Genomic DNA, 21,951 nt, shown 5'->3' with positions numbered 1-21,951 from the left:
TATATATTATAACTTATATAAAAGCAATAAAAAAAAGCTACACAAAACGAAAAATATCGTTTCGTGTAGCCCTACTTTAGACGTGAACTCCCTCTTCTACGAGAGAATGAATCGGCTTTTTGACGGTTGCAACATCAATGTGGATCCCTTGAATATTCTTTGTAACAATCTCTTCTGTTTCATAGCCAAGACGTTGGTACAACACCATATTACGATCAACTGCCGTTCGGACACGGCACGATACTGACTGTTTGCCTAACGTTTTAGCTTCAGCTTCTAGTGCTGTAATGAGCTTTTTAGCATAACCATTCCCTTGATTCTCTGGTGGTACAGATAATCGGAAGAAATATAAATCATCATGCTAATCACATAACGAAGCATGGCGACTGGTTTATCCCCCTCCATACCGATTAACGCTTTCTCTCCACCGTTCAATCCTTCACGAACCGAATCAGGTGTTTCTAATAAAGCGCTTGAAGAAGGTGTTGCATGTTTATATTCAGCAAATGCATCATGCATGAGCGTGCATACGATTGTTGCGTCATCTGGTGTTGCGTAGTAAATGTTCATCTTGACCTCCTGAAACTTTGACTTTTTAGCAGAAAATCATTGTAAAACATACAAGCCTAGCTGAAAAGTCATCTGGAAATAGTCAGAATAGGAATTTGTTTACGATTCAACGTCTACATCTACATCTTCTACATTTTCGTCATCGGCGGTTTCTGTACCTTCATCTTCCTCTTCAATCTCAAACTCTTCAATCTCGCCGAAATCATCTTCAACCGTCAAGTTCGTAAACGACAGAACTTGTAGAATGTTCTCCTCAGTGTCAATGACAGTCGCTTCAATTTCATCACCGTCTTGAATGAAAACGGCATCGGCCGATTGTGTAATATCGAATTCAAGTACACGACTTTCACCTTCAACGAGTACTTGCAAGTATTGATTGTTAAACGGATCACTTACACGGTACACATTGCCACTAATCTCCATTTCATCGTACACATCTGTCGGTACATAGTCGTCTGCACCTAGATTAGCAGCGAGCATTTGACGATACTCTTGGAATGCACCTTCTCGTGAAGAGGCATGAGCAATGTTACCTGTTTCTGCATGTACCATCGCCATTTCCCTCATTAGACCGTTCTGGTCGACGACTGGAATCACCCATGTGTACTGATCATACACAGAATATAAGACAGGCTGAGTTCCTCGCCATTGTTCACGGATGAATGATTTATTTACGACTTCTTGTGCTCCCCGCGCATTTAAAAGGCCTGAAGAACCTGTATAATAGGTCGCCTCTCCCGTTTGCGCATTGATCATCGTAAACCCGACCATCGTATTGGACTCTTGGTTCGGTCTCGTATGATCAATCATCCAGTACATATCATCGTCTGGTCCTAAGACACCAATCATCTCTTCATTACTCGTCGGTTCATGAACACCTTCTTTCGTGAAATAGGCGTTCAATAAACCGTTGCTATAACGTCCGAACCAATCCGCATATTGAAGAGCAATGCGGTAGTCAATGGCATTATCAATAAACTCCGGTTGTTCTCCAAGATCAAAGCGTTCCGTTTCTCCGGTAACAGCATCGACTAGAATTACACCGTCGGCATTTGGACCTGTACGATAGTAATCATAGTACGCATATGAATACGCATAATACGGATGTCCATCATCATCTGGCTCAAAAGAATAACCAATTAAAACGACGTCTTCATATTGCTGACGAACGTGACGTTCTAAGTTCTCACCAAAGAATGCACTCGGAACATACTTCATGTCATGCTCACTAATCAATCTCGCTTCAGCGTTTGGATCTTCTGCACTGACCATAATGTATCCTGGTGCGGAATCGGCTCTTAACCAACGCCAAATGTTCGCATATTCAATCGGTGATACCCAATACAATTCATCATTGATTTTTTTGAATGCTTGATTCTCCTAGATCATAAAAAGAAAAGTTGTCGATATTACCGAATACAATTTCAGATTTATACCTCGCATACGTATACGGCACGGCACGAACTGCTTCTTCTGTAACAGATTCGATTTGCTCATCGCTCGTTTCAATGTTCCCTAAGTTGGATAATTGTTCTGTCACGGTTAGTGGAAAAACAACATTCATAAACAATAACCCGGCAAATAAAATACTACCGATCGTCGTCGACGCATTCGTAAAAGCCAGCCTCGCTTGTTGCTTGACCTCTTCAGGATTACGAGGAACTTTTGCTGCCCCTAAAAACAGTCCTGATATCATGAGATTTAATGCTACGATCCACCCAAAGGAGTTAAGCAAGCCACTCCAAGACAAATCAATTAAACCAAAATAAATAATATAAATGCTTATCCCAAGACCGAGTAAGTAACGTATACCTTGAAATGCAAACCAAGCTTTTGCATTCCGTCTCAGGCCATATTTCCAAGCTTTAGGGTTTAATTCAATTGTCGTTAAACCCATAATTAAAATCCAAATATACATCATTCTGTTGTCCCCCTACATGTTGTCACTTAATACATACGTACAACATGCTTTAAAGATTCAGTTTCTAGCCATTTCCCGGGAAATAGATCATTTATTGTTCACTATCTACGGCGCTCCCAGTAATTCTCGTCTTTGTTACCTTTCCTAATTGCACGTATGCTTCTGCTTTCATTACGCTTGGTCTTCCCATTGCTTCTCCTTGATGAACTTGAAACGCATGCCAACCTTCTTGGTACGATTCTGTTCCATTGTCGATTAAATACGCACTTAAAGCGGATGCTGCTACACCGGTTGCTGCATCTTCTTTGAACATTCCTCGACTTGGGAATTGCCTTGCGTAAATCTCACCATTTGCTTCGATTACAAACGGGTAAAAACCCGTAGTTTTATAAGCTTCACATAGATCCCACAACCGGTTGTAATCAGGGCTCAGAGCTTGTAGAACCTCGTTGTTTTTTTAGTGGAATGAATAGCTTTGATCGTGACGTTGATCCGATTTGAATAGGGAAGTCATCCCTTAGATCTTCCTCAGTAATCATCAAACTTTCACAGATATCTTGAATCGTTGGTACGTTTTCCTGAGTACTCAACGAGTTTTGCTCAACCTGAACTTCTTTGTTTTGATTCCAAGTAACTTCGATCGTTCCTGCTTTCGTTTCAATCGATGTATGTTCACCAGCTATTCTCGAATGCTCGATCAAGCTTGTCGTCGCAGCGATTGTCGCATGCAAACAAAACGCTTTTTCTACTTTTTTTCGTAAAGAAACGAAGAGCATATAAACCTGTCTCAGCCCGCTCGACATAAACGACATCCTCATCACAATGACTTGCAAAAGTTTGTTTTTCTAACTCGGTCCAACGTTCGGTATCTAAGACAACACGGCAAGGGTTGCCTCCATGCTTTCCTTTAGAAAAAACCCTTTTAATTCCTTGTTCCATCTGTTGTTCGTCTCCTTTCTAACAGCGAAAATTGTCGAAATCAGTTATATTATCTTTTAAATCAACGATTTAGCTAGATTTTTCTTAGATGATCATCTAACTAAACACACAGAAGTTAACCGAACGTTTCACGCCTGAAGCTCCCCCTTGCTTCGGGCTTTTTTTATGCTCAAAGAAAAAGCGATCGCATGATGAGCGATCGCTAACTTCTTATCCTTGGTTAATCAATTGATCGTAGTCTTCTGAAGTTAATAGCTGTTCAAGTTCTTCTGGCTTCGTTGCTTCAATAACAACCATCCATGCTTTCTCATATGGAGATTCATTTACAAGCTCTGGTGAATCTTCTAGGTCTTCATTGATTTCAACGACTTTACCACTGATCGGTGCGTAAAGCTCTGAAACCGTCTTTACAGATTCAACACTTCCAAAAGGTTCGTTTACATCAAGTACGTCTCCGACCTCTGGCAATTCAACAAATACGATATCCCCGAGTTCATCTTGAGCAAAAGCTGTAATTCCTACACGGTAATTCCCGTTCTCTTCTTTTACCCACTCGTGCTCTTTTGAATACTTCAGTTCTTTTGGCGTTGTCATGATTTCAACCTCCCATTGATAAGTAACCGTAACGCTATCTTACCATTTTCCTAAGATGTCTGGTGATACATTCCCCAAATATTGCTTCCAATGTTTTTCGAATTCGTCTTCTTTAAATCCTACCGTTGCATGATGTCCATCGGTCACAATTGGACGCTTCACTAACATGCCATCCGAAGCGAGCCAATCAATAATCGTATCTTCATCCGCATCAGGTAGTTTGTCTTTCAGTCCAAGTTCTCTGTACTTCTTCCCACTTGTGTTAAATAACTTCTTCCATTCTAAACCACTTAGAGCTTTAATTTCTTGAAGCTCTTTACGTGTTGGAGGCTCTTCAACAATATGACGTTCTTGATAAGAGATTTCATTTGCATCAAGCCAATTTTTTTGCTTTTTTTGCACGTTCCACACGGTGGATATGAATACATCGTGAGCATAAAGACAATTGCCTCCTTACAAATAACATTCCTTTACATTATACGATAAAATGCTACTCGTTTATACAAAGACGTATCGTTTCAGTCATCACTCTGTGCAAACATGTTGTGCAAAACTTCTTCAATTAATTGCGGTACTTCAATAAATGCACTTTTGGCATGTAAACGTTCCGTCGATTTATGCGCATCTTTACCAAGTGGACCGACATTAAGAACAGGAGCATTCAACTTAGACATTAGACTGAAAGGAATTGAGTATGACCAGTTGAATCCTGGTGTGTTTCGTTCATAAGAAACGTCATTTCTTGCATGCTTATAAGCAAGATAACTAAGATCGCTAATCCCATTAAAGTAATTCAAATGTTTAACATCCCGATTGAAGCGCTCCTTTGAGGTGGTACGAAGTAATTCAACAATCGGCTCAATCTCCGCTTTCTTTGAACGAACAGCTGGATAATAGGGTGGTGAAAAATACGTGACGACGACAGGAGCCAGTTCATCACAACGAAGTAAAATCTTATCAATCATCATTGAAGCTTTGGCACGATCATCAAGCGTCTCATTCGAGAAAATCTCTTGCTGCCACTCTGTAAGTAGTTCCTGTCCGTGTTTTTCTTGAGCATAAATTAACAGTTCATCGAAGTTCATCACTGTCGTTTTAGGTAATCCTATGCTTGTTGCACGTTTATTTAACGTATCAACTGCTACACTGACTTCTTCTCTAAAAATTCTTTCAATATCGAATGCACTTCGTTCAAATAAGAAAACGTTAAACAACGACGTTGAACGATACGGCGTCTTCACTGAATAGGACTCTTGCAAGTCTTTTTGATAGAGCGCCACTGGAAGTGGTGTTTCCTCACCATCAACTTGCTCTCTAAACCGCTCATTATACTCAATTTGACTCGTCACTTGAGAAAGCATAAACGTTGACGTTAATCCGCTTAAAGGCTCTCCTACATGTGTCTCAACACCGTAACAAAACACACTCGGCATAATCTTACCAATCGAGCCACTGTACACATAAAACTGTTCATCACCTGGCGTTTGAGTAAACACCGGCTCACTATTTAAAAACAATTCATAGTCGAGGTTGTGCGATGTTTTTAATTCGTATAAGTGCTCAACTGCAGCACGCATTCCCGCTGAATTCACTTCCTCATCAGGCACAGTAAGTAAAACGAGATTAATCGGCCAAGATTCTTTGATCGCTTTTTCTAAAATAGAAAGTTGAATAACTAGTCCAGCTTTCATATCCATAGCGCCTCTACCAAATATGTATTCGCCTGTTTGAATGTCTTTTAGTGTACTTCCGCTAAATTGACTCTCATGGTTGTGGAACCATTCGGTAACTTGTTCGATATCAAAAGCAATTGAATCAAGTTCTCCGTAATTCTCTACACTTACGACGTCAAAGTGGCTCATCATGACGACCGTTTTCGTCGCATGTTCGTGCTTGTACAAAGCAGTAAGAAATTCAGCAGATTGTGGTGACTCTCCTAAATGAAGGTATTCACGGTGCTGGTTAAAATAATCCAATTGCAACAAACGATTGTATAGATGTTTCGGAAAAAGCTTTTCACTTTCCGTACCTGTAATACTCGGGATCGCCACTAATTCCGCTAGCAATTGCTTCTTTTGTTCAAAGCTTGTAGTATTCATAAGCCACCTCCACCAGTTGTCTACTGTGATTGTACGGAAGGTTTGTAATTTTAACAACACTCTAATAGCAGATTTTCTACCATTTGGTCGAACTCCTTAACATCTGTAGAGAACAGAGCATTTGGTTTTGTGTAGAAAACACTCTTTACCCGTTCGTTTCGGGTTGCCTCAGGTGCGGCATAACGTTTTGTGAGCAGCGCTTTGCTTTTTACCTACTTTGCTGTTCACTTAACGGCGAGTTTATGCGCGAAGCAGACATTTTTGCTCTATGCTCACCATTGGTATGTTGGGATTTAATCGTTTTATAGCCCAATATCCCAAGAATCCTCAAATAAAAGCTTTTATGAGAGGATTTTTTCTCGTTTATGTGGGGATTTCATTTCTTTAACAGTCCTCTTCTCTAGTTGAACTCCTTTTGCATCATAGCGAACGTTCTGCCCAGCTCGTTTGCGAGTAATACGTCACTTTCTTGCCAGAATTATTGGCATACGTAATTTCTTTGCTCGTTGAATCTCCGATATACCTGTAGGATCAATAATCATAACTTCATCAGCAAGATCAATCTTACGCATATGAATTTCTTTAAACATTTTTGCTTGATCGTCACTAATTTCGAACCCCTCATATTGTTCAAAGAAACCGACACTAATCACAGCATTCCCTTCCAATGTAAGCATGGCATTTGCATGTTCGAATTCTTCTTTGAATTTTGTTGATCCACAAAGTGTTATAACTTTTACCATATTTGCCCCCCCTATGATTCGACCACTAGTTTAGTGCACACACCAAAAACAAAGCGTTCACCTCTTTCGAGATGAACGCTTCTGTCTTCCTTATACTACATATCTCTTCTCTTGAACGATTCGTTCAGCGATTTCGCGCTTCAATTTGATTACGTTGTCTGGTGTACGACGAGTTAATTTACGTACCATTGAAAGCATTGTGCGTAGTGTGTCGCCTTCTTCCATGTGGATGAGTGACTCTTTCGCATCCGCTTCAATGTTTTGTAATCCTTCTTCTACGAGTACTTTCGTATAAAGAAGTTTTAGTGTTTCACTGTCTGCACCATTCTTTTCAATCGCTTTCTCTGTACGGGCAATGGCAGCTTCCATGTTATAAATTTCGCTAACCATGTCTGCCACGTTTAGAAGAAGCTCTTGTTCTTTGTCGAGTTCTTTTCCGTATTTTTGAACAGCTGAACCTGCACCCATAATCACGAGTTTCTTGGCGTTTTGGAGCATATACTTTTCTTTTTCAAGTGGCGCATCGCCTGGTTCTTCTGGCATCATAGCCATTAGTTCTTCTTGAAGTCCCATGGCTTTTTCTAAGAATGGAAGTTCACCTTTCATCGTCTTACGTACGAGAGTACCTGGTACGAGTAAACGGTTGATTTCATTCGTTCCTTCAAAGATACGATTAATACGAGAGTCACGATAAATACGCTCTACTTCGTATTCAGCCATAAAGCCGTAACCACCGTGAATTTGAACCGCTTCATCTGCACAATAGTCAAGTGCTTCTGAACCGAAGAATTTGTTTAATGAACACTCAATTGCATACTCTGCAATCGCCTTGGCAACTTTTTCGCCATCCGCTTGCTCTTCATCTGTAAGGTCACCGAGATTCTTCTCAAAAAGTCCACCTGTACGGTAAATCGAGCTTTCAAGGGCATAAGCTTTTGTCGCCATTGATCCAAGTTTCTCTTGAATAGCTGTAAAGTTTGCAATTGGTGTCTTGAATTGCTTACGCTCACTTGCGTATGTTGCTGCAAGTTCTATTGTACGTTTCACACCACCAACACAGCCGACACCTAGCTTGTAACGACCAACGTTAAGAATGTTAAACGCGATCACGTGTCCACGGCCGATTTCTCCGAGTACGTTTTCTTTAGGAACCTTAGCATCTTCTAAAAGCAACGTACGAGTAGAAGAACCTTTAATCCCCATCTTCTTCTCTTCAACACCAGTTGATACACCGTCGTAGTCGCGCTCAACGATAAAAGCTGTAAACTTGTCGCCATCGATTTGAGCATAGACTACAAATACATCAGCAAATGCAGAGTTCGTGATCCATTGCTTTTCACCGTTCAAAACGTAGTGTGTACCTTCTTCGTTCAAGATCGCTGTCGTTTTCGCTCCAAGTGCGTCAGATCCTGAGCTTGGCTCTGTTAACGCATACGCTGCGATTAGTTCACCTGAAGATAGTTTAGGTAAATACTTTTTCTTTTGGTCTTCATTGCCAAAGAATACGATCGGTAATGAACCAATCCCAACGTGTGCACCGTGGCTAAGACCAAACCCGCCAGCAAGTGACATGCTTTCTGTAATTAAGCTTGAGCTAATCTTATCAAGACCAATTCCGTCATACTTTTCTGGTACGTCAGCACCTAGAAGTCCAAGCTCTCCTGCTTTTTTAAGCAATTTCACTGAGTAATCAAATTCATGATTCTCAATGTGGTCAATGACCGGATACACCTCATTGTATACGAATTCTGAAGTTGTCTTTGAAATCATTTTGTGCTCATCTGTAAAGTCTTCTGGAGTGAACACATCTGTTGTTTCAACATCTTCTAGTAAAAACCCGCCGCCTTTGATGCTCGTTTTTAACGCTTCTGCCATTGTAAATTCCTCCTAGTAAAGTTTGGTTTATAGTAATTCAAATACGCCAGCAGCACCCATACCGCCACCGATACACATCGTTACAACACCGTATTGCTCATTGCGACGCTTCATTTCGTGAATGAGTGAGAGTGTTAATCTCGTTCCCGAACAGCCGAGCGGATGCCCGAGTGCAATCGCGCCACCATTCACGTTTACTTTGCTATGGTCAAGTTCTAATGAACGAATAACTTGAAGTGACTGGGAAGCAAAGGCTTCGTTAAGTTCAAATAAACCAATGTCTTCAAGCGACAAACCAACATTTTTCAATACTTTAGGAATCGCTTCAACAGGTCCAATCCCCATAACTTCTGGGCGAACACCAGCAACCGCCATTCCTAAAAACTTCGCCATTGGCTTTAAGCCATCAGCTTCAGCTTTTTCACGGTCCATTAACAGGACTGAAGCCGCCCCATCACTCATTTGTGAAGAGTTACCTGCTGTTACACTTCCCTTTACATGAAAGGCTGGTCTTAGACCTGAAAGCGTTTCTACTGTTGTACCAACGCGTACGCCTTCATCTGTATCAAACGTTACCGTATTCTCTTGGAACTTATTGTTCGCATCTACGTAACACTTTTTCACTTCAAGTGGTACGATTTCATCTTTGAACCGACCCGCTTCAATGGCTGCGGCTGCTCGTTTATGACTTTCTACAGCAAAAGCGTCTTGGTCTTCACGACTTACACCGAATTCGTTCGCCACTTGCTCAGCTGTGTGCCCCATCCCCATGTAATATTCTGGAGCATTCTCAACGAGTTTTGCGTTCGGCGCAATGACATGCCCACCCATCGGGATCAAACTCATTGATTCTGCCCCACCTGCAAGGATCGTATGTGCATGGCCGAGCATGATTTTCTCTCCTGCATAAGCAATGCTTTGAAGACCTGAAGCACAGTAACGGTTAATGGTTACGGCGCCTGCAGTATTGGGTAGTCCTGCAAGACCGGAAATGTTCCGTGCCATGTTCATGCCTTGTTCAGCTTCTGGCATTGCACAACCGAAGATGACGTCTTCAATTTGACTTGCATCAAAGTCACCTGCACGCTTAAGTGTTTCTTTTACGGTTTCTGCTGCGTAATCATCTGGACGCATTTGTGCGAGCGTCCCTTTTTTTCGCCTTACCTACTGCGGTTCTTGCTCCTGATACGATCACCGCTTCTCTCATGACCGTTCCCTCCTTAATAGTGCTAGTTGCGTAATGGCTTACCCGTTTTTAACATGTGTTGCATTCTCATTTGTGTTTTTGGTTCTGCAATTAAGCTAAGGAACGCTTCACGCTCGAGATCAAGCAAGTATTGCTCATCAACTTCACTGTTCTTTGGAACACGGCCACCGGCAATGACGAACGCGAGCTTTTCAGCGATTTTTAAATCATGGTCACTAATTTGACCGGATAGTTTCAATCCTTCTGCGCCAAGTAGCATCGTTGCATAGCCCGTTTCTCCAACAACTCGTACTGGCTGCTTAACTGGAGGGCGATAGCCTTTTTCAGCAAGTTCCATTGCTTTTCGCTTTGCACTCCACGTTACTTGACGATAGTTGGCAACGATGTCATCACGATCAGCCAAAAATCCATTTTCTTTCGATTCTTGTGCTGATGTACCAACTTTCGCCATCGCGATCGTTTCAAACACTTTATTTGCAATTGGTTGTAAATCCGTACCTTTCGGAACATTCTCAATCGACCTTAGGTATAATTCTTTATTTCCGCCGCCGCCTGGAATGAGGCCAACACCGACTTCAACGAGACCCATGTACGTCTCACTTGACGCTTGGATGCTCGCAGATGGCATACAAATCTCAGCGCCTCCACCGAGTGCCATTTGGAATGGTGCGGTTACGACAGGTTTTTTGCTATAACGAATGTTCGTTGTCATCTGTTGGAACTTACGGATCACAAGATCCAACTCATCAAATGCAAAGTCTTGCGCTTCCATGAGCATCATCATTAAGTTGCGCCAACACAGAAGTTTTTGCCTTTGTTGGAAATGACGAGACCATCATAGTTCGCTTCAACCTCTTTAATCGCTGTATCCATCATTTGAATAACATCAAGTCCGATTGAGTTGTTCGGTGATGTAAATGTAAGTCCAGCAATGCCATCGCCTAAATCTGTGAGAACCGCTCCAGCATTCTTCTTAATTACGTTCGACTCATTTTTAATGAGAACACTAACGTCGATGTCTTTCTCACTCTTAGGTAAGGCTACATACTCACCGTTTTGATAATACTTTCCGTCTTTTGTATAGAAAGAATCATGCCCACTTGCAAGCATTTCCTTCACCCAAGCCGGAACGGTTTCACCTTCTGCTTCCATTTTTTCGACTGATTTCTTAACACCGATTGCATCCCAAACTTCAAACGGTCCAAGCTCCCAACCGAATCCCCACTTCATGGCGTTGTCAATTGCCACAACATCATTTGCAATTTCTGACATCTTCTCTGCGGAATAGATCAGGCTTTTCTTTAAAGTACCCCAAGTAAATTGACCCGCTTTATCATCTGCATACGCAAGCGTCTGCAATTTAGCAGCCTTTCCTTTTGCTTGCTTTGCCATTTCAACTGAAGGGGATTTTAACTTGCTTCCTTCGCGGTATTCTAACGTTTCAGGATCTAGTTCAAGAATTTGTTTGTCCTTGCCTTTGCCTTTCTTCATATAGAAACCTTGACCGACCTTTGCACCAATCCACCCTTTTTCGGTGATTTCTTTCATAAATGCTGGCGGATCAAAGACTTCTTTCTCTTCTCCATCAACTTGATCGTATACATTTTTAGCGACATGCATAAATGTATCTAAACCAACAACATCAAGCGTTCTAAACGTTGCACTTTTCGGACGGCCGATGAGTGGACCTGTGATCGAATCAACTTCTGAGATCGTTAATCCATGCTGCTCCATTTGTTCAACAGAAACGAGCAATCCATACGTACCAATGCGGTTTCCGATAAAGTTCGGCGTATCTTTCGCTTCGACGACACCTTTGCCTAACACATCTTCAGCAAACGCTTTCACAGATGCCAATACATTAGGATCCGTATCTTCCGTCGGTATGATTTCAAGTAAATGTAAGTATCTTGGTGGGTTGAAAAAAATGCGTTCCTAAAAAGTGTTTTTTTAAACGAGTCGGAACGTCCTTCAACCATCGCGTTTACAGAGATTCCAGACGTATTGGAACTAACGATTGTTCCTGGCTTTGTGTGCTTTTCAACCTTTTCAAACAATTGTTTTTTTACGTCTAGGTTTTCTACAACGACTTCAATAATCCAGTCAACTTCGCCTAGCTTGTGTAAATCGTCTTCAAGATTTCCAACTTCAATTCGCTGTGCATTTTCCTTTGAAGCAAGTGGTGCAGGCTTTTGCTTAAATAACTTCTGCTTACTCGTTACTGCCTGACGATTACGAACTTGTGGATGATCTAGTGTAAGCCCTTTTGCTTTTTCTTCATCTGTGAGTTCTTTTGCAGGCAAGTCCAGCAGTAGCACGTTTATTCCTAAATTTGCTAAATGGGCAGCAATCCCTGAACCCATTACACCTGAGCCGAGTACCGCTGCTCGCTGAATGTGCGTCGTCATAATTGTCCTCCTCATTTGAATGAATACTCATTCATTTCACTCTGAAAATAGAAGAGCACTTCCATTTGTTAAGATGCCCTCTAAATGTTGCAATTAATAAAATTGTATTTATATTCTCTTACTATACTATATAAGATTTAAAACCATCTGACAACTATAAAATGAATTGCCATTCATTTTATTTATAATGCTTCGAATAGAACGTTGGACATTCGGTGACGATAAGGTTGAAGAAATTTTAAAGGAGAATGTTCGCGATGAATATGCAACCAAATTCGAATCAACCTCAAAACCAACAATCCGCCCAATCAGCCAATACGATGCACCAACCACCTGTAGTCATTACGACAAAAGACCAACTGTATTTATCTGATATGTTGAATTGGAATTTAACAGCTGCAAAAAAGGCTCACTTTTATGCGCAACATGCCATGGAAGCTGATGTGAAGACGAAATTTGAGCAAGTCGCCCAAATGCACGAAAACCATTACAACCGCCTAATGCCTTATTTGCAAATTCAAGGAGCTAAACAATGACTAAAATCCAAAACCCCAAAACACAAGTTCCAAATACGAAGGAAATGAACGATAAAGACTTTATGACTGATCTACTTTCTACAGAAAAATATATGACAGCATCCTATGGAACAGCAATGAATGAAGCGAGCCATAAAGCGCTGTACGATGAGATTGCAAGCATCAGTAAGGAATCACAAGATTGCCAGCGTGATCTTTACAATCAGATGTTCGAAAAAGGCTGGTACTCTCTTGAACCTGCTCCAGAACAGGCAAAACAACAAGCTTATCAAGAATATTCAACGTTAAGTTCAGAACTTCCATCTGGACAGATGCCTCACTAAAACGTCGGGATGAGTAGGACTCATCCCGACGTTTCTTGTTCATTTTCAAAATGAATGAGTGTTGACTCGAAGACCGGTTCATCTTCAATTAATTGTGCTTTACGGTACACTTCACCGATATTTTCACAATAAAAAGTTTCACCCACAAGTTGTTCATACGCATATTGATCGACAACGATGCAATTATCATACATTGTTTCTTGAATCGCAAGCTTATACGTCGCTGGGCGAACTCGATAGGAATACGCAGCATCATCCCATTGCTGGTGATCTAGTATGATAAATGATTCACCTTCTGGTTTGTATTCGGTATACCGAACTCCTCGAACGCGCGTGCGATCGATTTCATACACTTCCTCACTAACATGAACGCCATTTATTGATTGATTCACGGCAAGTTGATTTGCATTAACTGATGTCATGGTGCGCTCTTTCGTGTGGTCGTCTTCAAACTCATACGTTGCATAAAGGGTTTCTTCTGGAAAGTAATCCGTAAAATCAATCTCTTCAACCGACCGTTCTTTAAGATCTACGATGACTATTTCTGCTTTTGGGTACGTGACTAAGAATACAACAGCTACGAGAAGCTTTATCATAACGATCATGTTCGTCCCCCTTCTTTACTATGTATTCAAAGAAATGGGCGCCCATTCAACTTAAATTGAATAGGCGCCCTCTTTAGCAAGTTAGGAGACTTCTCTATTAGACGGTTTCTACACGGCTGTTGCTTAATTGCTTGATCGTCGCTGCAAGTAAATGCGTCCGTTCAACTAAACTTGGGATCTCTAAATATTCGTCCGAACTATGTGCCCCTCCACCAACAGGCCCATTCCATCAATCGTCGCAACGTCCATCACGCTCGTAAACGAAGCATCCGAACTACCGCCTGTTGCTACTTCGGTCACTTGTACGCCAATTTGTTCACCAGTTTGTTGTATTAATTGAAACAACTCTTCAGTTTTTTTTCCGTTCTTTCCATCGGTGGTCTCGTCAAATCTCCTGAGACCGTCACCTTCGTACCTTCCAGCTCTGACTCTTCACACATGGCTTCAATCGCTTCAGTCATTTGTGGTCCTTGATCGAGTGTAGAAATTCGTACATCAATGAACGCACGAGCATGCTCAGCGACTGTGTTTACTGTTGATCCCCCTTCAATGACCCCGACGTTTACTGAAATTCCTGCTTCAAGGTTTGATAATTGATGAAGAGCGATCGTTTTGTGAGCCAATTCTTCAATGGCACTTCGTCCTTCTTCTGGATTGATCCCTGCATGTGCCGCTTTTCCTTGAACGTCCATCGTAAAACGCCCGCCCCCTCTTCTTGCAGTGACGAGAGAACCGTCTTTTCGCGCAGGCTCCATTACGAGTACCGCACGCTTGCCCTTAGCGTAGGCTGAATCAATTCTTTAGACGAAGTAGCCCCAATTTCTTCGTCACTAGTGAAAAGAATACCTACGTGCTGTAAAACGTCCGAAGAACCTTCTTCAATTAAGGCTTTTATCGCGTATAAAGAGGACACGTGGCTGCCTTTCATATCAACAACACCAGGTCCGTATGCAACGTCTCCCTCAATTCGAAATGGACGTTCTTTTACAGTTCCAGATTTAAAGACGGTATCCATATGTAATAGTAAAAGGATTGAAGGTGTAGCTTCTGGAAATGAAAAATAGCGATGGTTTCCACGGTTCAAAGATTCATGTTCTTCTTCAATCATCCCGATGCTTTCAAATGCATTCTTAATCATTATGCCGTACTCATCAATGTCTTCTTTGTCATAAGACCCACTATCTTGATTCACAAACGTTTCAAGCGTCTGTAACATGTTCGTAAGCTCAGCTTGTAAATAAGACTTCATCGTTCCCATCCTCCTGTTATCTTCCAGATCGATTTAGAAAACACAAAATGTTTAAACAATAGATAGCGTATCCCTATTTTATCCAATACAACGGAACACTTATGAACAAGAATACACTACTTTTGAATACTTGGTAAATGGATGACTACAATAAACCTGCGCTTGTTGTAGAGCCAATCTCTAAAATTATTACAAGCTGAATTGAGCATCCTTCATAAAAAAACCAGCTTGTCACAACTAAGTTCTTTGCGACAAGCTGGTTCGTCACCTACTTCAAACTTTCTGATCAATCTAGAATGAGCGACTTATGATTCACCGAATCTGACCTAGCGGATAGCTCGTTCTAGTACACAGTATTTAATCTATAGATCGACGGTATGATCTTTGTTTTTCCTTGTTCTCTTTATTAGTTTAATAATCAACGGGTAAGAGAACGATAATAATGTAAGTAATGCCAACACAATTGTAATTGGGGAGGCGAAAAGCATATCCACCGGCTGATCGTAGATGACAAGTGCTCTTCTTAAGTTTTGCTCCATTTCACCGCCAACGATGAGCGCAAGAATTAACGGAACAATCGGATAATCTAATAAACGCATGAACAGCCCGATGACCCCTGCGATAATTAGAATATAGAAATCAATGGTACTGTATCCGAGCGTGTACGCACCGATAAATGAGAGAATAAGAACAATCGGGTAGAGCACTTTTGGTGGCGTCTTCAAGATTTTCACTAGAACGCCCACCATTGCTATGTTGATGATTACAAGTATGATGTTCCCGATAAACATACTATTAATCAACGTCCATACTAAATCAGGACTGTTTTCAAAGAGTAGTGGTCCTGGTGTAATGCCAATCATCACCAATGCTCCAAGCATCACAGCTGTTGTTGCTGAACCTGGTATTGCCATCGTCAACATCGGAATGAGTGATCCGACTGCTGCTGAACTGTTTGCAGATTCAGGTGCAACTAAACCTTCTACAGCGCCTTTTCCAAACTGTTTCTTATTCTTCGAGATTTGTTTCTCCGTACTATACGCAAGAAGCGATGAAATCGTCCCGCCGGAACCTGGCAATACCCCGAGGAAAAAGCCAATCGGTCCACTTCTTAGAATTGGAGCGATCGAACGCCTCCACTGTTCTTTCGTAAACCATTTATGCCCAATCTTGCTGCCATCAACATCTTTAGGCTGCTTGTTGGCGAACATGTTGTACAATACTTCTCCGATGGCATAAATACCGATAATGATGACGACAAAACTAATTCCCTCTGTGAAATGGGGAATGTCAAAGGTGTGTCGATGCACACCGGATTGCAAGTCAATACCGATCGTACTAATTCCAAGGCCTAAGAACATCGTAATGAATCCTTTTATCATGTTCCTATCGAAAGGGCGACCACAGCCGATAAAGCAAAGAAAAAGAGAAATAAATATTCGGCCGGTCCGAAGTTCAATGCGAAATTTGCAAGCGGAATAGCTAAGAAAATAAATCCAAAAATCGCCATCACACCGCCGATTAATGAGGCCATTGCCGCAATGGACATCGCTTGACCGGCTTGACCGTTTTTGGTCATCGGATACCCGTCAAATGTCGCCGCAATCGATGACCCATCTCCTGGCGTGTTAATTAAGATCGAACTTCTTGATCCTCCAAACAATGCCCCGTAGTAGATCGCAGCCATTAGAATCAATGCACTAACAGGCTCCATACCAAAGGTTAAAGGAATTAAAACTGCCACTCCAGTAGCTGGACCTAATCCCGGGAGTATCCCTACAATCGTACCGAGAACTGCTCCAATAACGAGCCAAAGGAGGTTAATCGGTTGAAGGGCTGTCCATAATCCATCTAAAACAAAACTCAAATCCATACCGAAATCCTCCTTTACGGTAGACTAATTTCTAATAAATAGCTGAACACGTACCAGCTGCTCCCTGCAACGACCAATGTCACGATGATGTTTAGTAGCCACTTCTTTTTCCCATTTAAGAAAAACATAATTGCAGCCAAGAAAATGACCGTGGACAAAAAGAAGCCGACTCTTTCAAAAATCAACGTGTACAACAAACAAAGCGCTAAAATAACACCTAGCGTAAACAACGTTTCCTTTTTTTAGTAACGCTTTCAAATCTTCATTTTCTTTACCAAAATGATGTCGTGTCTTGATTAAATCAATCACTGAAAAAAAGAAATAAACCTACGCTCACGACGAGCGGGAAATACATCGGTCCGTATGGATTGCCGAGTTGTGCATGTGGTAATTGCAAAGTAAGTATTGCGAGCACTAAACTAACAACGATAAAAAAATATTGGCAATGATAGCCGAACGGCATTCATGGCGACTCCTCTCTACGGGGATAATCCCGCCTGTTCAATGATTTCTGCAAAAAAAGTCCTGCTGTTCTTCAAAAAAACTGACCAGTCTCACCACTGCTCATGTAAAAATCTTCAAGATCGTAATTGTCTAAAACCGTCTGCCATTCATCAGTCTCTACCATGTTGCTTAGCCACTCGTCCCATGCCTCTACTTCATGTTCGGGCATATCCGCTGGCCCCATGATGCCTCGCCAGTGTGGGAACACCATGTCGATCCCTTGTTCCTCCCATGTAGGAATATCCGGAAAACTTTCCAATCGTTCCGGCGACGTCACCGCTAGAATATCGATCTCGCCCACCTCATACTGCTCAGAAAGGTCAGACATTGAATTACTTGTTACATCGATGTGCCCTCCAAGAAGCGCATTCATAATGTCGCCGCCGCTGCTATAGACGAGAAATTGCAATTCAGTCGGATCCACTCCGGACTCCACAGCTGCTTGTACAAACGCCAGATGATTCCCACTGCCAAGAGACGGGCTAACACCAATTGTGAGTGATTGAGGATCTTCTCTTAGATGATCCATCAACTCAGTACCATCAGAAAAGCCTGCATCACGATGTGTTGCTACAGCTAACCACTCTGTTGAGAGCATTGCTAATGGTGTGAAGTCTTCGTGAGTCAGGTCACTTTGATCCAAGAGGTTACCGGTAACGAGTAAGCTGGAGTTAACCGCGGCAAAATGTCCGTCTTGTTGATTTAAGTACTGCCAACCTACTTCTCCACCTCCGCCCGGTTTATTTACAACTGTAATGTCCTCGTCGACGGAACCATCGGCATTCATAGCCCGCTGAATTGATCTTGCTGTCATATCCCAGCCACCTCCAGGTGTTGCCGGTGCGATGATCTCAATGGCTTGTTCAGGAAAACTTTCAGGTGAAGAGCCTGAAGTATTCGAACAGGCTGTTATAATTAGAAGGACACTGCACATCATCGCAATTTTTTTCCACATCGTATAAAACCTCCCCATCAAGTAAACGCTTTCAGATCTCGATGATAATGAATATATCACCGGCAGTAACCCGCTACAATATTTAGAATTTTTATTTCTTTTTGTCCTTTATGACCATCGCTCTAAAATTAAAAAAAACTTCAGCATGAATTCGCTGAAGTCCAGGTCGTCATGACGTAAGCACGTACTTACGCTCAGGTCTTCCTATAACGCCGTAACTCAATTGCGTTTTTGCTTTTCCGGATGCCACCAAGTGTTCCAAATATCTTCGTGCCGTCGTTCGAGAGACGCCCTCTTTTCTGCACGTCTCTTCAATCGTTAAGCCGTCAGATGCTCGGCTTAGTGCACCTGCCACTTTGTTCAACGTAATTGAGTCAATCCCTGTCGGAAGCACCTCTTCAGAGAAAGCGTGACCCGTATGTGTTAAAAACCGCTTTGCATCGCTCTCTGAAAACGTCGATGATTGTGAAAACCATGAGCGATGCTCTTTATATTGTCGCAATGCGGTTTGAAATCTATTTTTCGTTACCGGTTTAACTAAGAAATCATAAACGCCATAGCGCTTTGCAATAAGCAAATCATCGCGGCGGTCAGACGCAGAAATGACGATTATGTCTATGTCCGGGTATTGATTTCGAATGTGCATCATCAAACTCGTGCCTCTTTCATCCGGAAAGTAGATATCTAGTAGAATTAGATCGACTGTGTTCTGTTCCAAAGATGCACGCAATTCTTTGCCGTTTAATGCCTTTGCGGTCACATCAAACCCTTCCATTTCTTCCACATACGCTTCATGAATGCTTGAAACACGAAAATCATCTTCTGCTATAACCACATTCATCATTACATCTTCCCTTCTGTTCTTTTTGGAATGATTAACGACACACTCGCTCCGCCAAGTTCAGAGTCTGCTATTTCTAGTGAACCATTGTAACGACTTAATTCTTTTTCAACATTAAAAAGACCATAGCCTCTTCCTTCACCCTTAACGGAGTACCCCTGTTTTAAGACCTCTGATTTGTAATAATCCGGAATTCCCTTACCGCTGTCCTCAACATCAATGACAATATCATCACCTACATCCGTCATAAAGATCAATATTTTCTTTCGCTTTTCGTCAACGACTGCATCAATGGCGTTGTCGATCACATTGCCGAGCATCGTTGTCATTGAAGAAATGGGAATATGCGTAGGCTCTAAAGAAGAACTGTCCTCAATGATAATTGTAATATTTTTCTCTGATGCTTTCCCCATTCCCGCTAAAAGGATCGCTTGTATCCCAGAATCTTGAATTTGTTTAAGCTTTGGTAAAAAAACTTTCCGTCACGACGGCTTCTTCCTCGATGAATCGAATCGCTTCCTCATACTGTTCAAGTTGTACTAAACTCATGATTACATACAGCTTGTTTTTAAACTCATGGGTTTGCGCCCGAAGACCGTCCGCGTAGCTTTTCATTTGATCAATGGTCTGCTGTAGCAACCTCATATCTGTTTTAGAGCGAAAACTGCAAATGGCACCCGTTAATTGCATATTCGTGTACATCGGGCGCAAATTCGCAATCAGAGGGTGTCCTTTGAAAAAAACGTTCCTCATCATATAAGTACGCTTCACCGTTGATCACATCCAGAAGCCCCAAATCACGAACGAGTTTGTCTTCGTCATCAGGATGTTGAATCAGCTTGCGTGCTGATGGATTAATCAATGTTACTTCTTGTTTCGTATTTATGGCAATAATGCCTTCTTTTACAGACTCAAGCATGGCTTCCCTTTCCGTAAATTTACTCGCAATCTCCGCCGGCTCAAGCCCAAACGTGTCTTCACGAATGTTACGGGCCAACAAGCTAATGCCTAGCACTAAAATGATAAGACTTACAATCGCTACGAAGCCAAGTCGCATAAATTTATCCGTAATTGAAGTCATCAAAATATCTCTTGGGTATTCGACTTTCACTGCACCGACCAAGCGCTCACCGTTGAATTCCACTTGTTGATAGATGGGCGCAATAATTTGGATATGCAATTGGTCTGAATCACTCTGGTAAGATCCATACATTAACGTTCGAGAGTATCTGGCTTCCGGTGCATCTTCACCACCGCTTGTTGCATTTGTTTTATGTAAATACTTACCATCAACATTTACGACAGAAACGAAGGGATGTTGAACTTGCAGACGAATACGTTCAATTTGCCCTTCAAGCTCGTCCGTTTTTTTCATTAACAATGGCGTCAGCAATTGCAGGCATAAAACTGATCGTATTCGCTGTTTGCCTTGCCAACTGCTCATACTCATCTCTCGTATTTTCAATTTCAAATGAAGCAAAAGCAATAACAAAGGTTGTAAATAGGAATGATGACAGGACCGTTGAGAACACAAGCATCCGCGTTTTAATTTTCCATTTTTTCATCACTTGTCCCTCCTTCCCTTGCAAAATCACTGATTGCATCAATAAAAAACTCGACGAGTGCTCCCCCTCACTCACAGAGATTACTTTAAGCAATGGTTATGAAGAAGAGAAAAGAAGACTTTCCACATCTTCAACTATCAGAATAATAGATCATCCAAAATGCTAGGTATAAGCCGATTCAAAGCCCCTTGATTACGATGTATGGCTCATAAAATCAAAGAGTTGTTCATGCGTTGTAGAGACTTACCCCCCTTTTCTACTCTGTCGAACGAAAAGGTTAGACTGGGTTTTCTGTCATTATTTATACTACTCTAATCATGCATGCACTAGTTTATCATATATATATTGATGATTTGTTTCACTGCAAAACAAAAGCCGTTGCGTGGCGCAACGGCTTTTTAAGTCATGTAATTAAAACCCTTGAAGCGTCAATCCTGTTGTGAAGATCCCCATAATAACAAGAATAACCATAATAATGACGAACGCAATCGCAATGATTGCCATAATTGAATTCCACAATAAATAACGTCCAAAATGAATGAGAATGTTGTTCAACTCAGCAGGGTCCCCACTGTCTTCCAATTGTTTTGCAGCACTACCACTCTGAAACAGAAATACACCGAGAACGACCGTTATAATTCCTGGGATTGCTCCTATAACAAAAGCAAACACGCCTGAAATCGCAGAAAATGCTCCACTAACAATCAGGATTACTCCGAGCACTCGCCCCCATAGCGCAATTCTTGGCAAATGCGCGTCTACATCAACGTTCATCCAATTCCTCCTTTTGTACAATTCCTAGTAACATTTCCCTAATTATATGTATAAAGAAACTACTTTATTAAGAAATTTCATACAAAAAGCCTCCTTTTAAGTTCTCACGTATTACGTGTGAACTTAAAACGAAGCTAACTGTACACATCGTTATTTATGAAACTTCTTTTCAATCTCATTGAAATTCTCTTCAGTTTTTTCTGTAAAACGACGATCGATTTCATCGAAGCGTTTATTCGCATCATTTAATCGTTCGTCCATCCCTTGAAACCGTTCATTAAAGTCTGCTTGAAACCGTAACAATGATTTTTGTAGTTGCCTGAAGAAGGGGTCTTGATGAGGATACATCGTTATTCCTCCTTTTTCAGTA

General features: G+C 41.6%; 26 protein-coding genes and 5 pseudogenes. 2 read left to right on the top strand and 29 right to left on the bottom strand.

What is annotated here, in order from left to right; all coding sequences use genetic code 11:
• Positions 1-76: 76 nt before the first annotated feature.
• The 14 genes and pseudogenes from JCM19055_RS28490 to JCM19055_RS04510 form a co-directional block, all read right to left on the bottom strand.
• A complete protein-coding gene (locus tag JCM19055_RS28490) occupies positions 77-205 on the bottom strand; it encodes a hypothetical protein (protein WP_265181802.1) in 129 nt (42 codons plus the stop codon).
• Between the two features lie 24 nt (positions 206-229).
• A pseudogene (locus tag JCM19055_RS28485) lies at positions 230-292 on the bottom strand (hypothetical protein); the annotation flags it as partial.
• Positions 277-570, bottom strand: coding sequence for a hypothetical protein (locus tag JCM19055_RS28480; protein ID WP_052365924.1), 294 nt, complete (start codon positions 568-570; stop codon positions 277-279). The pseudogene JCM19055_RS28485 and the gene JCM19055_RS28480, both read right to left, overlap by 16 nt.
• Before the next feature lie 99 nt (positions 571-669).
• Positions 670-1,917: a hypothetical protein gene (locus JCM19055_RS04560; RefSeq protein ID WP_042358738.1), complete on the bottom strand. Its 1,248-nt coding sequence runs from the start codon at positions 1,915-1,917 to the stop codon at positions 670-672.
• A 4-nt stretch (positions 1,918-1,921) separates the two neighbouring features.
• The gene (locus tag JCM19055_RS04555; RefSeq protein ID WP_042358736.1) at positions 1,922-2,491 is read right to left on the bottom strand and encodes a hypothetical protein; all 570 of its coding nucleotides are present in this window, start codon (positions 2,489-2,491) and stop codon (positions 1,922-1,924) included.
• Between the two features lie 91 nt (positions 2,492-2,582).
• Positions 2,583-2,903: a PhzF family phenazine biosynthesis protein gene (locus JCM19055_RS04550; RefSeq protein ID WP_042358734.1), complete on the bottom strand. Its 321-nt coding sequence runs from the start codon at positions 2,901-2,903 to the stop codon at positions 2,583-2,585.
• Positions 2,904-2,913: 10 nt separating this feature from the next.
• A complete protein-coding gene (locus JCM19055_RS04545) occupies positions 2,914-3,294 on the bottom strand; it encodes a PhzF family phenazine biosynthesis protein (protein ID WP_042358732.1) in 381 nt (126 codons plus the stop codon).
• A gap of 346 nt (positions 3,295-3,640) precedes the next feature.
• On the bottom strand, positions 3,641-4,024 hold the full coding sequence (gene gcvH, locus JCM19055_RS04540; protein WP_042358730.1) for a glycine cleavage system protein GcvH: 384 nt from the start codon (positions 4,022-4,024) through the stop codon (positions 3,641-3,643).
• A gap of 39 nt (positions 4,025-4,063) precedes the next feature.
• Positions 4,064-4,461, bottom strand: a pseudogene (locus JCM19055_RS04535) (arsenate reductase family protein).
• An 81-nt stretch (positions 4,462-4,542) separates the two neighbouring features.
• Positions 4,543-6,123 carry a M20/M25/M40 family metallo-hydrolase gene (locus JCM19055_RS04530; RefSeq protein ID WP_042358728.1) on the bottom strand — a complete coding sequence of 527 codons (1,581 nt, stop codon included), beginning with the start codon at positions 6,121-6,123 and terminating at the stop codon, positions 4,543-4,545.
• 461 nt (positions 6,124-6,584) lie between these two features.
• A complete protein-coding gene (locus tag JCM19055_RS04525) occupies positions 6,585-6,866 on the bottom strand; it encodes a hypothetical protein (protein WP_370542992.1) in 282 nt (93 codons plus the stop codon).
• 90 nt (positions 6,867-6,956) lie between these two features.
• The gene (locus JCM19055_RS04520; RefSeq protein WP_042358726.1) at positions 6,957-8,741 is read right to left on the bottom strand and encodes an acyl-CoA dehydrogenase family protein; all 1,785 of its coding nucleotides are present in this window, start codon (positions 8,739-8,741) and stop codon (positions 6,957-6,959) included.
• 27 nt (positions 8,742-8,768) lie between these two features.
• Positions 8,769-9,948 (bottom strand): annotated as a pseudogene (locus tag JCM19055_RS04515) (acetyl-CoA C-acetyltransferase).
• Positions 9,949-9,970: 22 nt separating this feature from the next.
• Positions 9,971-12,356: pseudogene (locus JCM19055_RS04510) on the bottom strand (3-hydroxyacyl-CoA dehydrogenase NAD-binding domain-containing protein).
• Positions 12,357-12,613: 257 nt separating this feature from the next.
• Between JCM19055_RS04510 and JCM19055_RS04505 the strand changes: the two are divergent.
• Positions 12,614-12,892, top strand: coding sequence for a hypothetical protein (locus JCM19055_RS04505; RefSeq protein ID WP_370542991.1), 279 nt, complete (start codon positions 12,614-12,616; stop codon positions 12,890-12,892).
• Positions 12,889-13,215, top strand: coding sequence for a spore coat protein (locus JCM19055_RS04500; protein WP_042358724.1), 327 nt, complete (start codon positions 12,889-12,891; stop codon positions 13,213-13,215). Before JCM19055_RS04505 ends, JCM19055_RS04500 begins: the two co-directional genes overlap by 4 nt.
• Positions 13,216-13,235: 20 nt before the next feature.
• Here the strand turns inward: JCM19055_RS04500 and JCM19055_RS04495 are convergent, their stop codons facing one another.
• From JCM19055_RS04495 to JCM19055_RS04445, 15 genes and pseudogenes are all read right to left on the bottom strand, one after another.
• Positions 13,236-13,820, bottom strand: a complete 585-nt coding sequence (locus tag JCM19055_RS04495; RefSeq protein WP_042358722.1) for a hypothetical protein — start codon at positions 13,818-13,820, stop codon at positions 13,236-13,238.
• Between the two features lie 180 nt (positions 13,821-14,000).
• The gene (locus JCM19055_RS31260; RefSeq protein ID WP_370542990.1) at positions 14,001-14,165 is read right to left on the bottom strand and encodes a hypothetical protein; all 165 of its coding nucleotides are present in this window, start codon (positions 14,163-14,165) and stop codon (positions 14,001-14,003) included.
• Positions 14,153-14,575 carry a peptidase dimerization domain-containing protein gene (locus JCM19055_RS31255; protein WP_370542989.1) on the bottom strand — a complete coding sequence of 141 codons (423 nt, stop codon included), beginning with the start codon at positions 14,573-14,575 and terminating at the stop codon, positions 14,153-14,155. Before JCM19055_RS31255 ends, JCM19055_RS31260 begins: the two co-directional genes overlap by 13 nt.
• On the bottom strand, positions 14,575-15,069 hold the full coding sequence (locus JCM19055_RS31250; protein WP_370542988.1) for a M20/M25/M40 family metallo-hydrolase: 495 nt from the start codon (positions 15,067-15,069) through the stop codon (positions 14,575-14,577). Before JCM19055_RS31250 ends, JCM19055_RS31255 begins: the two co-directional genes overlap by 1 nt.
• A 362-nt stretch (positions 15,070-15,431) precedes the next feature.
• Positions 15,432-16,942 (bottom strand): annotated as a pseudogene (locus JCM19055_RS04485) (tripartite tricarboxylate transporter permease).
• Between the two features lie 14 nt (positions 16,943-16,956).
• The gene (locus JCM19055_RS22765) at positions 16,957-17,172 is read right to left on the bottom strand and encodes a tripartite tricarboxylate transporter TctB family protein (protein WP_052365923.1); all 216 of its coding nucleotides are present in this window, start codon (positions 17,170-17,172) and stop codon (positions 16,957-16,959) included.
• A 71-nt stretch (positions 17,173-17,243) separates the two neighbouring features.
• Positions 17,244-17,405 carry a hypothetical protein gene (locus JCM19055_RS27060; RefSeq protein WP_193745307.1) on the bottom strand — a complete coding sequence of 54 codons (162 nt, stop codon included), beginning with the start codon at positions 17,403-17,405 and terminating at the stop codon, positions 17,244-17,246.
• Positions 17,406-17,477: 72 nt separating this feature from the next.
• The gene (locus JCM19055_RS04475) at positions 17,478-18,401 is read right to left on the bottom strand and encodes a tripartite tricarboxylate transporter substrate binding protein (RefSeq protein WP_042358720.1); all 924 of its coding nucleotides are present in this window, start codon (positions 18,399-18,401) and stop codon (positions 17,478-17,480) included.
• A 169-nt stretch (positions 18,402-18,570) separates the two neighbouring features.
• A complete protein-coding gene (locus JCM19055_RS04470) occupies positions 18,571-19,242 on the bottom strand; it encodes a response regulator (protein WP_265181800.1) in 672 nt (223 codons plus the stop codon).
• A gap of 2 nt (positions 19,243-19,244) precedes the next feature.
• Positions 19,245-19,655, bottom strand: coding sequence for a sensor histidine kinase (locus JCM19055_RS22760; RefSeq protein ID WP_052365922.1), 411 nt, complete (start codon positions 19,653-19,655; stop codon positions 19,245-19,247).
• Positions 19,656-19,698: 43 nt separating this feature from the next.
• Positions 19,699-19,887 carry a Spo0B domain-containing protein gene (locus JCM19055_RS27055; RefSeq protein WP_052365921.1) on the bottom strand — a complete coding sequence of 63 codons (189 nt, stop codon included), beginning with the start codon at positions 19,885-19,887 and terminating at the stop codon, positions 19,699-19,701.
• A gap of 7 nt (positions 19,888-19,894) precedes the next feature.
• Positions 19,895-20,617 (bottom strand): PAS domain-containing protein, encoded by a 723-nt coding sequence (locus JCM19055_RS04460; protein WP_042358717.1) that lies wholly within the window; start codon positions 20,615-20,617, stop codon positions 19,895-19,897.
• The gene (locus tag JCM19055_RS04455) at positions 20,595-20,807 is read right to left on the bottom strand and encodes a hypothetical protein (protein ID WP_152549753.1); all 213 of its coding nucleotides are present in this window, start codon (positions 20,805-20,807) and stop codon (positions 20,595-20,597) included. Before JCM19055_RS04455 ends, JCM19055_RS04460 begins: the two co-directional genes overlap by 23 nt.
• A gap of 411 nt (positions 20,808-21,218) precedes the next feature.
• Entirely contained in the window at positions 21,219-21,581 is a 363-nt protein-coding gene (locus JCM19055_RS04450; protein ID WP_042358715.1) for a DUF5362 family protein, read from the bottom strand.
• A gap of 150 nt (positions 21,582-21,731) precedes the next feature.
• The gene (locus tag JCM19055_RS04445; RefSeq protein WP_042358714.1) at positions 21,732-21,929 is read right to left on the bottom strand and encodes a hypothetical protein; all 198 of its coding nucleotides are present in this window, start codon (positions 21,927-21,929) and stop codon (positions 21,732-21,734) included.
• Positions 21,930-21,951 lie beyond the last annotated feature (22 nt).

This window comes from Geomicrobium sp. JCM 19055, assembly GCF_000698185.1.
GTDB lineage: Bacteria > Bacillota > Bacilli > Bacillales > Marinococcaceae > Geomicrobium_A > Geomicrobium_A sediminis.
The sequence above is the reverse complement of the archived record's forward strand: the minus strand, read 5'-3'. Positions and strand labels throughout refer to the sequence as shown.